The following is a 14,797-nucleotide window of genomic DNA, read 5'->3' as shown; positions in this document are numbered from 1 at the left end:
AGCGGGCTTGCCCGCGATCGCGGTGTATCAGCCAATACATAGGCTGACTGACACGCCGCCATCGCGGGCAAGCCCGCTCCCACTTTGTTTATTGCATTCCCCCCTACGGCTTGCGTAGCAGGTAGGTATCCATGATCCAGCCATTGGCCTGGCGCGCCGCCTTGCGCACGCGCTCGATTTCCTCGGCCACCTCGGCCACCTTGCCGCTGATCAGGATTTCATCCGGCGTGCCCAGGTACGCGCCCCAGTAAATCTCCAGGTCCTGGTCCGCGACGCTGCGGTAGGAGTCCTCGGCGTCGAGCATCACCACCAGGGTATCGGCATCGCTGGCCTGCCCCGCCGCGAGCCGGCGCCCGGTGGTGATCTCGATGGACCGGCCAATGCGGTTCAACGGCACTTTGTGCTGGGCCGCCAGGGCCTGGACGCTGGTAATCCCGGGGATGACCTCGAACTCAAACTCACTGCCGCCACTGGCCAGGATCGCCTGCAGGATGCGGATGGTGCTGTCGTACAACGCCGGGTCGCCCCAGGCCAGGAAAGCGCCCACTTCGCCGTCGGCCATTTCCTGGTTGATCATGCGCTCGAACGTCTGTTGCTTGTCGCGATTCAGATCCTGCACGGCCGTGGTGTAGTCGACCTCGCCACGCACACGCTCGGGGCAGTCGGCTTCGACAAAGCGATAGGTGCGGTCGGCGTCGATATAGGTCTGGCAGATTTCCCGGCGCAGGTCGATCAGCTTGTCCTTGCTCTGGCCCTTGTCCATCAGGAAAAACACGTCGGTGCGGTTAAGCGCCTTCACCGCCTGCATCGTGATGTAGTCGGGGTTGCCGGCGCCAATGCCGATGATCAGGATCTTTTTCATGAAGGGGTTCTCAGTGCGGGGCTGCGATTTTGCCATGTTCGCGCGGCTCAGGTCTCACGTGTTTCCAGGCGCAGGCGCCACACACCGTTGAAACGCAGTTCGGTGGAGGACAACGGCTCCACATCTATCCGGTTGAACATCGCCAGCGGGCCTTGCATGACGCAGAGCAACGCGGCGCGGATCACAAAGGGGTGAGTCACCGCCACGACATGGCCCGGGATCTGCTCCAGGGTGTGCAGCCACTGCCCGACCCGTTCACACACTTGTGCAACGGATTCGCCGCCATGGGGAGCGGCCGTGCTGTCCGTCAACCAGGCCTGCAAAGCCTCGGGTTCGGCTTGCTCTATCTCATCCAGGCGCTGCCCTCGCCATCGCCCGAAATCACAGTCGCGCAGGGCCTCGTCTACCTGCGGGTGCTCGCCAAACAGCAGGGCCGTCTGCCGGGTGCGCAGCTCGGGGCCGCACAGCAAACGGGGGGCGCGCTTGAAGCGCTTTGCCTGGGCCAACGGCATCTGCTGCCCCTCCGTCTCCAACGGTTCATCCAAGGCAAAACGCGAGCGTTTGCGGGCCTGGGTGCTGGCGTGGGCAATCAGGGTCAAGCGAGTGGCCGGCATACAAAGCTCCACGGGTTAAGTGATTTCTAGATGTCACAGCGATCCAGGCAAGTCGCGCCACTGTAGGCCGCCCACACGCCGTAAACCAGCCCCTGTGGATCGCACTTGAAGGCGCTTACAACCTGCAGCGGAACTGATGCTCGTCGCTCATCACCCAGTCATTGCCCTGGCCGCTGAATCACTGCGTTCAAAGAATCATCCCCCCCTTATTTTCAAGGACGTGTCCATGAATTCTATCGAATCACGCCTACCTAGTTTTTCCAATGCCACACGCTCCTTCGCAGAACCCCCGCCGGAATCGGGCGCAGCCCGCACGTCAAGTCGATCCCGGCGCGACCCCGTGGATGTGACTGCCCACGAACTGGAGAATGCCCGGCAACTTGTGCAAGACAGTGACCGCGAACTGGCGAAACAGTACGCCCTGACCCTGGCCTTTCACGAGACATCCAACGAGCCTGCTGCAGACTTCGACCCGAGCAAAATGACCGTTAACAACATCCCGCCCTACTCCACATTCGGCAGGGCCTGGAAAAAATTCAACGACGCCTTGAAAGCAGAGCCTTTTGCAACATTTGCCAAAAACAACACCATCAATACGCAAAACTTTACCTGGACCCCCAGCTCAGCGTCGCTGGACTTCGAAATTCGCGGTGCGTCTGGCCACTTCTCGAAATACACCCCCGGGTGGGAAGCGGCATCCGCAGACGTTGCCGCTGCAGCAAGAGCACTGGAACCCAGCGCTGAGCACTCCTTCGCGCATACCGGGGAACACAGTGCTCCGCTGGCGCTGATCGGCGACTTCTACGGCCATGACGCCTACAGCACCAAAAGCCAGCGGTCAGCCTCAATCGAGCAGTTGCTGACCCAGCAATCGTTTCCCTCCCTCCTGCCGGCAAACACCAATAGCCTGCAAGCTGCACATATCGTCGAACAGCAACACCAAACCGCAGAGGTCCTCGCCAAAGAACCCGCCTCAGTGCCTCTTGAGCAAACGCCGTCCGCGCAGGTTGATGAGGCTGACCGGGAGTTGGCGCAGAACACCGCGACAGCCCTGCTGACGCTGCGCAAAGAAACGCGCCCCGCTGCTGCCCTGCCCCCTGCCAGGCGCCTGTTTCTGGAACTGCCGCCCCTTTCGACACTGGCCCAAACATTCAAGGCATTTAACGAAGCCCTCTCCAGTGAGGCTTTTTTGGATTTCGTCGAAAAAAACAACCTGGTCGTTGCCAACCTCAGGGTGGACCCGACCACCGGCAACCTGCTGGTCCGCAGCCCCAAAGGCTCCGATGCGCCGCCCAAGATGTTCACGCACGATGACTCGTCAGGCTGGGCGCAGGTGGCCCCGGCCATAGTGGCGCTGGCGAAAAAACTGAGTGCCGGAACCGGGGCGCTCGTACCGTGCTTCAACGTTGAAACCGCAAGCCTGGGCCAGGTTCTGAGTTTCTATGGCGAGCCGCCAGCGGATCCCAGCCTGCAAGGCGTGCTCAAGCAGAGCTCGGCCCTCAATCGCAACGGCTTCAGCGCGTTGACCAACGCTGCGCACGACCCGCGATCACGGGAGGTCAAGCAAAACCAACTGGCCGTCAAACAACAACTCGATCAGCAAGCTGCCGCCGATAAACCCATCACCATCCCTCCCCGCCGCTCCCCGACCGCCGAGATCGCCAGGCAGCAGTTTGCCGGCGAGCCCGGTTTGCAAGCGGTCGTGGGACGGCTGCTGACGGACGCCATAAAGAGTGCATCACCCGGGCTGGACTTCGACATCAATCAGGTCGACTTGGCCCAGCCCGACCCGGACAACCCGGGTCAGTTCAAACGCAAGCCGCTGACGACGCTGGCCCTGGAATACCTGGTAGACGGTGCGGTCCCCGACTTGCCCGCCAACAGCAAACTGGTCGACACCCGCCCAGACGTCCTGACCCATACCGGCAACACCCCGGACACCCCACTCGCCGTTGACATGGGCGCGATCCAAAGCGCATTCCGTGCGCTGCCAGGCCAACTGGCGCAGGCGTTGACAACCGACGTATCCAACTATTGGGACCAGCCCGCCTTCGGCGCCCCCACCCGTGCAAGCCTCAGCCCGTTTGCCGGCAGTCGCCGGACACTGATCAGTAACCTGTTACGGGACAACCTGCGACTGGCCATACTCAAGCAGCCGGGCCTGGACGATCTGCAGCGCGAAACCCTGGACCTGGTGGTGCGCTACCCCAACGGATCGACGCGCCCAGGCTCCAACGACAGTGCCGAGGTGACGGTATTCAACCTCGGCAGCATTTCAGAGCCCAACCAGGGCGCGATAGAGTCCACTTCAGCCAACCTGCTGATTCAGCGCCATGTCGGCGAGCGCACGATTCTGCTGCTGTGCGAACCCAGCGGCAAAGTCACCCCCTATGACTCCTACGCAGCGTTCAACGCGGCACGGGAGCAACAGCTCAAAGCGCAGGCCCCTGAACAACGGCTTCTCAACACCTTGCGTAAGATCGACGGCAATGCTTTCCAGACCCAGGCCGAGACGGTGATCACTCAGCGTCTGGATAACAGCCTTGCTCCCGACCCCAACTGGCTGAACCTGGACACACTGGATCAGCCTTCACGCAAGATGCCCAGTTGGGTCAGCAACGCCACCGAGGCCGAACGTGTTGTCTTGCGTGAACTGAGCCTGCAACTGGCGAGTATCACCCAGCGCAATAAAGGGCGGACCTACAACAGCGATATCCCGGATATCCGGCCCTTTGCCGAACAGGCTTTCGATCAACTGAAGGCGGTGAGCCACCCGGCGAAAAACCTGGAGGTGGTGTTCAAGGTGCCCGTCGGCGGCAACTCGCCAGGTGGGGTGGTCAGCGGCAGCCTCCATCGCGAACGCATGAGCATGACCGACGTGCTCCTGAAAAACCTGTCGGGGCTGCCCAGCCGCGACGTGGAGGTTTATCTCAAACCGGGTAACACGCGGGTTCCGGAGCTGGAAAAGGATGGCGAACTGCAGAAACTGATCGAGAAGGTCGACGTGGGTAAAAGCTACCCCGAGCTGCTCAAGCGCGAACTGCTGGACGATCCCGTCAAAAAAGCCCAACGCCAGTCCCTGTTTGCCCAGCAAGTCCCCGTGGAACTGCAGATCAAGGCCCTGGAGCTGGCGGTTAACAAACAATCGGGGGTCGATACCACAGGGTTGCGCTACGTGCAGGCGGCCATCAACCCGCAACCCGGTGCGCAGACCGTCGATGGCAAAGAGATCGTCGTCCGCCCGCTGGCGTTCATTGCCGGGCCAGGCGCCACACCCGAGGTGGTCGACAACATGTACCTGATCGAACCCGAGGACAGCAGCGGCGGCCCGCATATTCTCTACCGCCCATTGATCGCCGACGCACCGCTGCTGCAATTCCCCACCCGCCAGGCCTTGCTGGAGGCCATCCAGCAACCGGGGCGCCTGCAAAACGACATCCTGGCCTGGTTTCCCGACAACGCGACCCGCGACTACTACAAGGCATGGAGTTTCAAGGAGCCCTCCACCCAGACCACCAGCCTGTTTGGCGTGGGCGACGGAGAAACCGTTCCCGCTGCGCCCACACTGGCGGTGGGCGGCTATGCCGCTGCCGATGCCCTGAAGGCCAAACTGCAAACCGGGCAATTGATGAACCACCTGTACGACGCCAATGCCCAGGGTCTGATCAGCATGGCCGAACAACAATCTGTCTCCGACGCCGAAAGTCGCTGGGCAACGCTCAAGGAAGGCGGCTATCTGTTGCTCAACGCGGTACTGCCGGCCCTGCGCGGCCCCGGCGCTGCCATTGGCACGGCGCTGCAGTTCCAGGGCATTCTCAGCGACCTGCAAACGCTGGCGGACAACGCCACGCCGGACAAAGAAACGGCCATGGCGGATTTGCTGCTCAACTTTGCAATGCTGGTGACCCACTCTCGAGCACGCTCCTCACGCAGGCCGGTCGATCCCCCACCGACGCCGGAGGTGACCCTGGCAGCGCTGCGCAGTGGCAGCCACAACAGCATCATCGAGGCGCCGAATGGCGAAAAGGTCCGGCGCCTGATCGTGATGAAGGGCAACATGCAAAAGATGCAACTGATCAAAGGCAACCTGTTCAGCTTTGAAGATGAATACAAAGGCAAACCTCGGCTCAACATCAACGCTCATGGTCGCGACCTCAGCGTCAGGGAACAACTGTCCGGTAAAAGCTCGACCATCCTGTATGACGGTGCTGAGCATACCGCCGAGCAACTGCATGCCCACTTGCTCGCCAAAGGCATTGATCCCAGCCAGTTCGACAACGTTCGCTTGCTTGTCTGCTACTCCGGCAATGGCGCCGAGAACTCCTTCGCCGCCGAGTTCCAGCGGCTGATCAACAAGCCAGTAAAGGCCTTCGTGGGCACCGTGACCGTGACCCCAAGCCCCGAGCTGGTCACCGCCGAGTTCAAGACCGGCATCCAGATGCATGGGGCGCAGAAAGGCCCAAAACTGGTGAGTGACACCTACGCCCAATACGACAGCGTGGACACGGTCAAGGACCGCACGGGTATTTCCCTGATCCGCAACCCGCTCGAATATATTCTCTTCTCCTACTACCCCGTGTATTTCCCGCCCCGCACCGGCGCCACCGCGGCAAACCGCTGAGCACCAGCACACTGGCGGCACTGCACAATCGCTGCGCCAGATTGACGAAAGGGCCTGCGAATGTTCAGATGCCGCCCTGTTTCAGGTGCCTTATGCCGCCGTGCATAGGGTGAAACGGGAAACCGGTACGCTCGTTCGAGCAAGTCCGGTGCTGCCCCCGCAACGGTATTCGCGTGACCCCTTCGACACACCACTGTGGCCAGAGCGCCATGGGAAGGTGAAGGGTTCGATACGCGAGAGCCCGGAGACCGGCCTGGAATTTCTGTTTGGCATAATCCTGCGGTGGGCGGGCATGGGCCGGTATCGGTGTGTGCCCGGTGCCTTCTCCTGCGTGCTTCTGCGAAGATACTTTCGAGAAGACTATGATTTTCCAACGTTGCTCTACCTCTGGCCCGACCCTGCTCCTGGGTTGCCTGTTCAGCCCGCTGCTGCTCGCCGATGACACAGCCCTGGTGCTCAACCAGCAGATCGTCTCTGCGCCGTCGGTGGAATCCACCACCGTGGCCGATATGGCCCAATACGGCAGCAAAGTCGAGATTGTCAGCCGCGAACAGATCGAACGCGCCGGCCCCAGCGCCGATATCACCCGGGCGATGCAGATGTTTATTCCCGGCTTTTACGTTGCGCCGAAAAACGGCCCCTTCGACTACGGCACCTATTCCCTGCTGGGCGGGCGCAATGACGACACCCTGATCCTGCTCGATGGCGTGCGCCTGAACAACCGCCTGTACGGCGGCCTGTACCTGGACACCCTGCCGGCCAACGCCGTGGAGCGCATCGAAGTGCTCAAGGGCGGCCAGAGCCTGTTGTTCGGTACCCAGGCGGTGGCGGGTGTGATCAATATCGTCACGCGCAGCCCGCAGACCCGTGACGTGTCCGGCGAAACCAACCTGGGCGTCGATACCTTTGGCGGCACCACCGGCGATGCCCGGGCCGAGCGGATTTTCACTAACGGCCTGGGCGACCTGGGCCTGCTGGCGTACGTCAGCCACAACGTGTCCGAGGGTTACCAGCCGTTTCGCAACCGTGACATGAGCAACGTCAGCGACAAGAAACGCTCCTACGAAGTCACCACCTTCGGCGCCAAGGCCATCCAGTCCCTGGGCGATGATTCGCGCCTGGAGCTGTTCTACCAGTACTCCGACGCCAACCTGGACTTCGCCGGCGCCACCAACAACCGCAAGACCACCAACGACCGCGTGCAACAGATCGCCACGGCGACCTTCGAGCAACGCCTCAATGAACGGCTGAGTTACTTCGTCAAGGGCCATATCAACGATTGGGACACGCGTTACTCGCGGATCAACAACACCGCCGACGGTGGCACCGTGGTGCGTAACCGCGATGACTACTGGGGGTTCACCGACTGGGGCGTGCAAGCCGAAGGCAAGGCTGAGCTTGAAGGCGGCCATGTGCTGGTGTTCGGCTCCGACAACCAGTGGTTCAAGGGCCAGGACGATGTACTGATCATCGACAACAACAAGGCCGAAGCCCACGCCCTGTACAGCCAACTGCGCCCGCAGATCGACGCCCTGCCCGACTGGCACCCGAGCATCGGCCTGCGCCACGAAACCATGAGCGGCGGCGACAGTGCCACGGTCGGCATGCTCACCTCGCTCTACGACCTCAATGCCAACTGGGCCCTGCGCGGCCAGTACGGCAGCGCCTACAAGCTGCCGAATGCCGAGCAATTGTTTGTCAATGAACCCGGCGACGAGATCGGCAACCGTAACCTCAAGCCGGAAAAAAGCCGCAACGCCGAGCTGGGCCTGGACTACAAGGGCCTGCTGGCCGACCGCGAGTTCAGCGCCAGCGTGACCCTGTTCAAGCGCAAGATCACCGACCTGATCACCCTCGACGATAGCCACTGGGTCAACGGCCAGGGGCAGATCCAGGTGCGTGGCTTCGAGGCCGACGCCAAGCTGGCGCTCAACCAGCAGTGGAGCCTGCAGGCGGACATGACCCGCAACCTGACCGAGTCGCGCGCCGGCGTCACTCTCAATGATGTGCCAAGCTTCTTCGCCCGTTCACGGGTGGGTTTCGAGTCGCAGAATCGCCTGTGGGGCGCCGGCGCGGCCATCCGCTATATCCACGATGTGATCAGCTCGAAAAGAGTCGAATACGGCCACTATTCGGTGGTGGACGCCGACGCCTACCGCTACCTCGACAACGCCCACCAACACCGCGTGAGCCTGCTGGTAGAGAACCTGTTCGACCGCGACTATGTCACCAGCCGCTCCAGCAATGTCGACAACCTGGGCCGACCGTTCACCACGGAGGTGCGTTACACGTATCGCTTCTGATGACTGAAATCACACAAATCGACGGGGTGGACAGCCACCCCGACTGGTCCCATATCCCCGAGCATGCCCGCCATGTGCTGCTGTGCACCGGCCCGCGCTGCACCCAGCGCGGCGCCCTGCAGCTCTGGAAAACCCTGCGCCGACGGCTGCTGGAACACCAGCACATCGAAGTGCCCGGCGGCGTGCTGCTGACCCGCACCCATTGCCAGTTCCCCTGCAACCTGGGGCCGGTGCTCACGGTGTACCCGGAGCGCTGCTGGTACGGAGTGCGCAGCAAGGCCGATGCCGTACGCCTGGTGGATGTGCACCTGGTGGGCGGCGAGGTGCTCGAAGAGTTATTGATCCGGGAGCGCCCATGAAACGCTTGGGAGGATTTGCCATCGCCCTGGTGTGCAGCGCCTCGGCCCTGGCGGACAGTTATCGCAATTGCCAACAGGAGTGGCACCTGCCCCATACGCCGCCGGCGCGGATTGTCGCCCTCAACCAGCACGCCGCCGATATGCTGCTGGCCCTGGAGGCCGGCCCGGCGCTGGTGGGCGTGGCGTACCTGGATGACAACGGCGCCGCGCATAAGCAGGGCACATATTTCGCTGTGCCGGTGATTGCTCCGCGCTACCCGGCCAGCGAGGTGCTGTACGGGCAACAGCCGGACCTGGTAGTGGGCGGCTTTGCCACGGCTTTTGGCAGCGGCATTACTTCACGCACCGGGCTGGCGGGTAATGGCGTGGCTTCGTATCTGCTGGAGTCGGCGTGTGCCGGGCATTCCCTGGATTACTTCGGGCACATTCGCAATGACCTGCTGACCCTGGGCAAGCTGCTGCATACACCGCAGCGGGCCCGCGAGCTGATTGACGCCCTGGACGCCGACCTGGCCAGCGCCCAGGCATTGGCCAAGCCCGCCAAGCCGCTGTCGGTGTTTTACCTCGACAGTGAAGTCAACGGCCTGGACAGCGAAGGACGGCAAGGTTTCGTCACCACCCTGCTGGCGGCTGCCGGAGCGCACAATATATTGGCTGGGATCAACCAGTACCGGGTCACGGTCAGCAGTGAGACGTTATTGATGAGCGACCCGGATGTGATCCTGCTGGCCGACGCCGTGTGGTCCCCTGCCAGCCGCAAACGCCAGTTGCTGACCCGCGACCCGGTGCTGTCGCGCCTGCGGGCGGTGCGGGAAAACCGCATGATCGATATCCCGTTTACGCACCTGGTGCCCACTGTCGGCAGCGGCAAAGTGGTGCTGGAGTTGGCCCACGAGCTCAACACCCTGTAGGCGCGGGCCACTCATGACTTCTGGTCAAGAGTCATTTGAACAAGCATGGGTGTTTCGCCTGGCGCCGGCAGCCGATACTCAACGCCATTGTCCATGCCACAACAGGAGTCACACATGTCTATTCCCGCATTCGGCCTTGGCACTTTCCGCCTGCAGGGCCAGGTGGTCATCGATTCCGTCAGCACCGGCCTCGATCTCGGCTACCGGGTCATCGACACCGCGCAGATCTACGACAATGAAGCCGAGGTCGGCCAGGCCATCGCTGCCAGCGGTATCCCCCGCGATGAACTGTTCATCACCAGCAAGATCTGGATCGCCAATTTTGCCGAAGGCCAGTTGATCCCCAGCCTCAATGAAAGCCTGCGCAAGCTCCAGACCGACTACCTGGACCTGACCCTGATCCATTGGCCGTCGCCAGAAAACCAGGTACCCGTCGCCGAGTTCATGGGGCAGTTGCTGGAAGCCAAGCGCCTGGGCCTGACCCGGCAGATCGGCATCTCCAACTTCACCGTAGCGCTGATGGAAGAAGCCATCGCCGCCGTCGGTGCCGAGAATATCGCCACCCACCAGATCGAGCTGCACCCCTACCTGCAAAACCGTAAGGTGGTGGATTTCGCCACGCGTCACGGTATCCAGATTACGTCCTACATGACCCTGGCCTACGGCGAAGTGCTGAAAGACCCGGTGATCCAGGCAATCGCCACACGCCACCAGGCCACACCGGCACAGGTCGCCCTGGCCTGGGCCATGCAGCTGGGGTATGCGGTGATTCCGTCCTCGACCCAGCGCGCCAACCTGCAGAGCAACCTCAAGGCTGTGCAACTGACGTTGAGCCAAGCCGATATGGCGCAAATCGAGGGCCTCGAGCGCGGCCATCGCCTGACCAGCCCCAAGGGTATTGCGCCGCAGTGGGACTGAGCTAAACCGCCGGGTTGCGCGCCAGCTCCCGCAGCCAGGGCAAGACCCGCAAGCCACTGGCTGGTGACGGCGGGTCGACGATGTCCATAAAGTGTTCCAGGGTGATGCTGTCGGGCGCTCCCGGCAAACGCACCAGGGCCAGGGGCACCACGCAAGCAGACGGCCCCAGGTCCTGGTCGTCATACACCAGCACATGGCGCACCTGCGGATGTTGCTGTTGGAACGCCAATGCGCCGCCCGCGGCGGCAGCCAGTCCGGCATGGATAATCAACACGTCAAATGGCTCAGCCGGGATATCCGTCAGGATCAGCACTTCATCGAAGGTCTGCACCGGGACGATCCGGTAATAGCCCAGCTGGTTGAGCATTTTTTCGATGTGCAACCGTTGCAGGTGCCGTTCATCGGCAATCAGGATGGTCAGTGCTTTGGTTGGCATCGCAAGTCCCTGAGCAGGCATCGCTCGCGGAAGGAAGGAGCGGCCTACTTTTCCAGACATATTTCGACGAAAAAATCAGCGTAGTTCCCTCTACATGTAGGAGTTCTCCCAAATTCCCTGCGCCGGACCTGCCTCTATGCCTGGTTGCAGTAATCCGTCAGGGCTTGATGCAATTGATCAATGGCCTCTTGCACAGCCGCCACTGCACAAACCAGTGCCTCGGGATCGCGCTGTTCACAAGCCGCTTCCAGCGCTTCGCAGTGGTTCACCAAGGTCTGCGCCTCGACCAGACGCGCCCCGCCCTTGGTCCTGTGGGCCAGGTCATGTAGCTGGGCGTAGTCGTGTTTTTCAAGCAATGCCTGAAGTTGCGTACGGTCTGCAGCAAGGCTGTCGAGCAGTTGTGCCAGCAGTTCCTTGACGGCCCCCGTGTCGGAGCCGGTCAGCTTCAACAAGCGGCTCAAGTCGAGGGCCTTGACCGGGTCGGCCTGCACCGGCTCATTGACCGAAGGCATGGCCGTGCGAGAAGCCAGTGCGGCATGCAGGTCCTCAAGCCCGGTGGGTTTGAACAGGCAGCCGTCCATCCCCGCCGCCAGGCAACGCTCGGTTTCCTCCGGCTGCGCATTGGCGGTAAACCCCAGCAACAGGCAAGGGGCCAAGCCGCGGGCCCGCTCATCGGCACGGATGTCTCGGGCCAGCTCATAGCCATTTTTCAGCGGCATGTTGCAGTCGGTGATCACCCCGTCAAAACGCTCGGTCTGCCAACGCTCCAGGCCCTGCACACCATCGTTGGCGGTAGTGATCCGGTGCCCCAGGAAACTCAGTTGGCGGGTCAGCAATTGACGATTGGCGGGGTAGTCGTCCACCACCAGGATATTCAACGCATGGGCTGGCGGCGCCTCCAGAGCAACCGGTTCGGACGGTGCGCTGGCCGAGGTGGCCACCGCCAATGGCAGTGTGACCTCGACCCGTGTGCCCTGCCCCAGCACGCTGCTCAATTTCAGCTGGCCCCCCATCATTTCACACAGGCTGCGGCTGATCACCAACCCAAGCCCTGAGCCACTACGCGCCGACTGGTCAGTGTTACGCCCTTGAATAAACGGGTTGAACAGGCGCATCTGGTCCTCGACGCTGATCCCGATGCCGCTGTCCTCTATCACCAGCCGCAGGCTCAGGTAACCACTGGCAACTGCCGGCGAGCCACTGGCACTCAAGCGCACATGGCCCTGGGCGGTGAACTTGATGGCATTGCTCAACAGGTTAGAGACCACTTGCTTGAAGCGCAGCGGATCAATCAACACGTAGCGATCGACCAGCGGGTCCAGCTCCACCTGCAACACCAGGCCCTTGGTGCGCGCCAGCCCTTCGAAGATTCGCCCCACCGAAACCAGCAGCTCGCGCAGGTTCGACGGCTCCAGGGTCAGGGACAAGTGGCCGGATTCAATCCGCGCGATATCGAGAATATCGCCGATCAATTCCAGCATGCCGCGCGAAGCGTCGGAAGCCACTGCCAGGGCGTCATGGTCGATACGCCCTTGCTCGGCATTTTTCAAGGCCAGTTCGATCATGCCGATCACCGCATTCATCGGCGTGCGGATCTCATGGCTCATGGTCGCCAGGAAGGTGGTCTTGGCGCGGTTGGCGGCGTCGGCCCCTTCCTTGGCCTCCTGCAACTGCCCCAGCAAACGCTGGCGCTCGCTGACATCGACCCAGCCGGCAATCATGCCCACGACCCTTTCGTCCCCGTCACGGTACGGCAGCATCCAGTGATAAATGGTCAGGGTCGCGCCGCCGGGCACCTTGAGTACCCGGTCGTGAATCTGCGGTTCGCCGCGCTCCATCAAGCGCAAGTAGTCTTCATGGTAGGACTGGGCCTGGGGCTGGTTCCCCGTGTCGGTCTCCATCACGGTCTTACCGATCACGTCTTCGAGGCGGAAGCCGAAAACATTGAGATAGGCGCTGTTACAGGCCATCAACCGCCCCAGGCGATCACGCACGTAGATCGGGTGCGGCGTACCGTCGATCAGCACGCTCATAAAGCGCATCTGGTCGCTCAGGGCGCGCTCGGCCTGGGCACGTTTGCGGATCAGGCTGCGCAGGTAAATGGCCCAGCCCAGGGTGATCAGCAACAACACGGCGGCCAGGGAGAAGCCCTGGATAATCGTGTTGCGGTGGCGTAGCCAATAGCTGTCATCGATCAACAACTCGCTGCGCCAGCGGTTGGTCAACTCATCCATCTCCTGGGGGGTGATGCTCAATAGCGCCTTGTCCAGGATCGAATACAACTCCAATTGGCCGCGCCCCACGCCAAAAGCGATTCGCGCCGGCTGCGAGCCCACCGTACTGGTGATGCGCAGGCGGTCACGGTATTGATGGGCAATCATGTAGCGCGCAATGATCAGTGCGTTGACCGTGGCATCGACACCCCCGCTGGCGACCAAAGCCATGCCCTGCGCGGAATTCTCCACGTTCACCAACAGAACGTTGGGGTAGTCGCGGCTGATGATTTCCCGCTGCACGCTACTGCCAATGACCGCCAGGCGCTTGCCCGCCATATCGTCGAGTGTGACCGGAGTGCTGCCATCGTCACGCGTGATCAGCACGAATGGGTTGCTCAAATAGGGCCGGGAAAAACGGACCTTTTCCTCGCGAGCCACACTCGGTGTGATGAACGCGATCATCTCTGCCTCGCCATCGCTGACCTGCTGGATTTGACGGGGCAACGAACCTGCGCGCACCACATCGAACTTCAAGCCCGTACGCAGGCTGATCTGGGCCAGGACATCGGCACTCAAGCCCCGGAATTGCCCTCGATCATTGAAAAACGACAACGGCAGGAACTTGTCCAGTGCCGTCACCCTGACCCTTGGATGCTTGTCCAGCCAGCGCTGTTCACTGTCGCTCAGACGCAGGCGTTCACGGCCAACGATCCCCAGATTACCGGCACTCCAGCGGCGCAGGATCTCCATCTGTTCATCGGCCGGAATCACCGCCAGTGCCGCATTGATGATATGCAGCAGCCGGATATTGTCCCGGGCAAGCGCGAACGCGAAAGGGTTGACCTCCAAGCTGGAAAAGTCCGCCATCCGCACGTTGTTGAGGTTGTTCTTGTTAATCAGATAGTTGGTGCTGATTGCATCGCCCAGATAGACATCCGCCTGGCTAAAGGCCACGGCCCCAATCGCCTCGAAAGTCGACGGGTAGGTCTGCAAGGAGGCATTGGGATAAAAGGCCGCTACCACCTCGGGCTGCATGTAGTGGGAGAGCATGGCCAGGCGTTTACCGTCGAGATCGGCACTCAGCGCCTGACTGTCATCAATACGCGTCACCAGGGTTGGCTGGTCGTTGGCGTACGAGCGCGAAAGTGCCAACTGAGGGTCCGCCGCCTCATAGCCATTGGCCGTGCCTACAAAGTCCACCTCGCCGCGTTTAAGGGCTGCGATGAGTCGATCCCGGTGCTCGTAACACTGCACCTGGATCGGGATGCCGAGTAGCTCAGCGAGCAGCGCCGCATAATCAGCGGTGATCCCCTCCAGTTCGCCGTTGCTGCCCGTCACATCGAAGGGGACATAATCGGGGGCGGAAACCCCCATCACCAATGTGCGGCGCTCGCGCAGCCAGCGCCAGTCGGCCTCATCCAGGTTCACTTGCAGTGTGTCAAGGGTGGAGTGCCCCAGCAAACGCAGTGGGTGTGGCTCACCCTGAGCCACACTGACGGTGAGCGCCAGACCCACCAGCCAGAGTGCGGTGAGCCATTTCCCCAGAGATCTCGACAT

The 14,797-nt window shown here is 61.8% G+C and carries 9 protein-coding genes and 1 riboswitch; of the genes, 5 read left to right on the top strand and 4 right to left on the bottom strand.

Features of this window, described 5'->3' with window-relative positions; genetic code table 11:
- Positions 1-103 precede the first annotated feature (103 nt).
- Positions 104-862 (bottom strand): precorrin-6A synthase (deacetylating), encoded by a 759-nt coding sequence (gene cobF / locus JFT44_RS24200; RefSeq protein ID WP_057959189.1) that lies wholly within the window; start codon positions 860-862, stop codon positions 104-106.
- A 47-nt stretch (positions 863-909) separates the two neighbouring features.
- Positions 910-1,476, bottom strand: coding sequence for a histidine phosphatase family protein (locus tag JFT44_RS24195; protein WP_057959188.1), 567 nt, complete (start codon positions 1,474-1,476; stop codon positions 910-912).
- A gap of 340 nt (positions 1,477-1,816) precedes the next feature.
- On the opposite strand from JFT44_RS24195, the gene JFT44_RS24190 reads away from it, so the two are divergent.
- The 5 genes from JFT44_RS24190 to dkgB all read left to right on the top strand — a co-directional run bounded on the left by JFT44_RS24190 (position 1,817) and on the right by dkgB (position 10,588).
- A complete protein-coding gene (locus tag JFT44_RS24190) occupies positions 1,817-6,097 on the top strand; it encodes a hypothetical protein (RefSeq protein ID WP_198831315.1) in 4,281 nt (1,426 codons plus the stop codon).
- Between the two features lie 66 nt (positions 6,098-6,163).
- Positions 6,164-6,369, top strand: a riboswitch (cobalamin riboswitch).
- A gap of 90 nt (positions 6,370-6,459) precedes the next feature.
- Positions 6,460-8,400, top strand: coding sequence for a TonB-dependent siderophore receptor (locus JFT44_RS24185; protein ID WP_198831314.1), 1,941 nt, complete (start codon positions 6,460-6,462; stop codon positions 8,398-8,400).
- The gene (locus tag JFT44_RS24180) at positions 8,400-8,759 is read left to right on the top strand and encodes a ferredoxin (RefSeq protein ID WP_057959185.1); all 360 of its coding nucleotides are present in this window, start codon (positions 8,400-8,402) and stop codon (positions 8,757-8,759) included. Before JFT44_RS24185 ends, JFT44_RS24180 begins: the two co-directional genes overlap by 1 nt.
- Complete coding sequence (locus tag JFT44_RS24175; RefSeq protein ID WP_120732524.1) at positions 8,756-9,670, top strand: ABC transporter substrate-binding protein; 915 nt, start codon at positions 8,756-8,758, stop codon at positions 9,668-9,670. The genes JFT44_RS24180 and JFT44_RS24175 overlap by 4 nt, the downstream gene beginning before the upstream one ends.
- A 114-nt stretch (positions 9,671-9,784) precedes the next feature.
- Positions 9,785-10,588 carry a 2,5-didehydrogluconate reductase DkgB gene (gene dkgB / locus JFT44_RS24170; RefSeq protein ID WP_120732522.1) on the top strand — a complete coding sequence of 268 codons (804 nt, stop codon included), beginning with the start codon at positions 9,785-9,787 and terminating at the stop codon, positions 10,586-10,588.
- 1 nt (position 10,589) lies between these two features.
- Here the strand turns inward: dkgB and JFT44_RS24165 are convergent, their stop codons facing one another.
- Both JFT44_RS24165 and JFT44_RS24160 read right to left on the bottom strand, forming a co-directional pair.
- Positions 10,590-11,024, bottom strand: coding sequence for a hypothetical protein (locus JFT44_RS24165; protein WP_057959182.1), 435 nt, complete (start codon positions 11,022-11,024; stop codon positions 10,590-10,592).
- Between the two features lie 134 nt (positions 11,025-11,158).
- Entirely contained in the window at positions 11,159-14,797 is a 3,639-nt protein-coding gene (locus JFT44_RS24160; protein WP_198831313.1) for a transporter substrate-binding domain-containing protein, read from the bottom strand.

This window comes from Pseudomonas sp. MF5691 (genome assembly GCF_016405645.1).
Taxonomy (GTDB): domain Bacteria; phylum Pseudomonadota; class Gammaproteobacteria; order Pseudomonadales; family Pseudomonadaceae; genus Aquipseudomonas; species Aquipseudomonas shahriarae.
The sequence above is the reverse complement of the archived record's forward strand: the minus strand, read 5'-3'. Positions and strand labels throughout refer to the sequence as shown.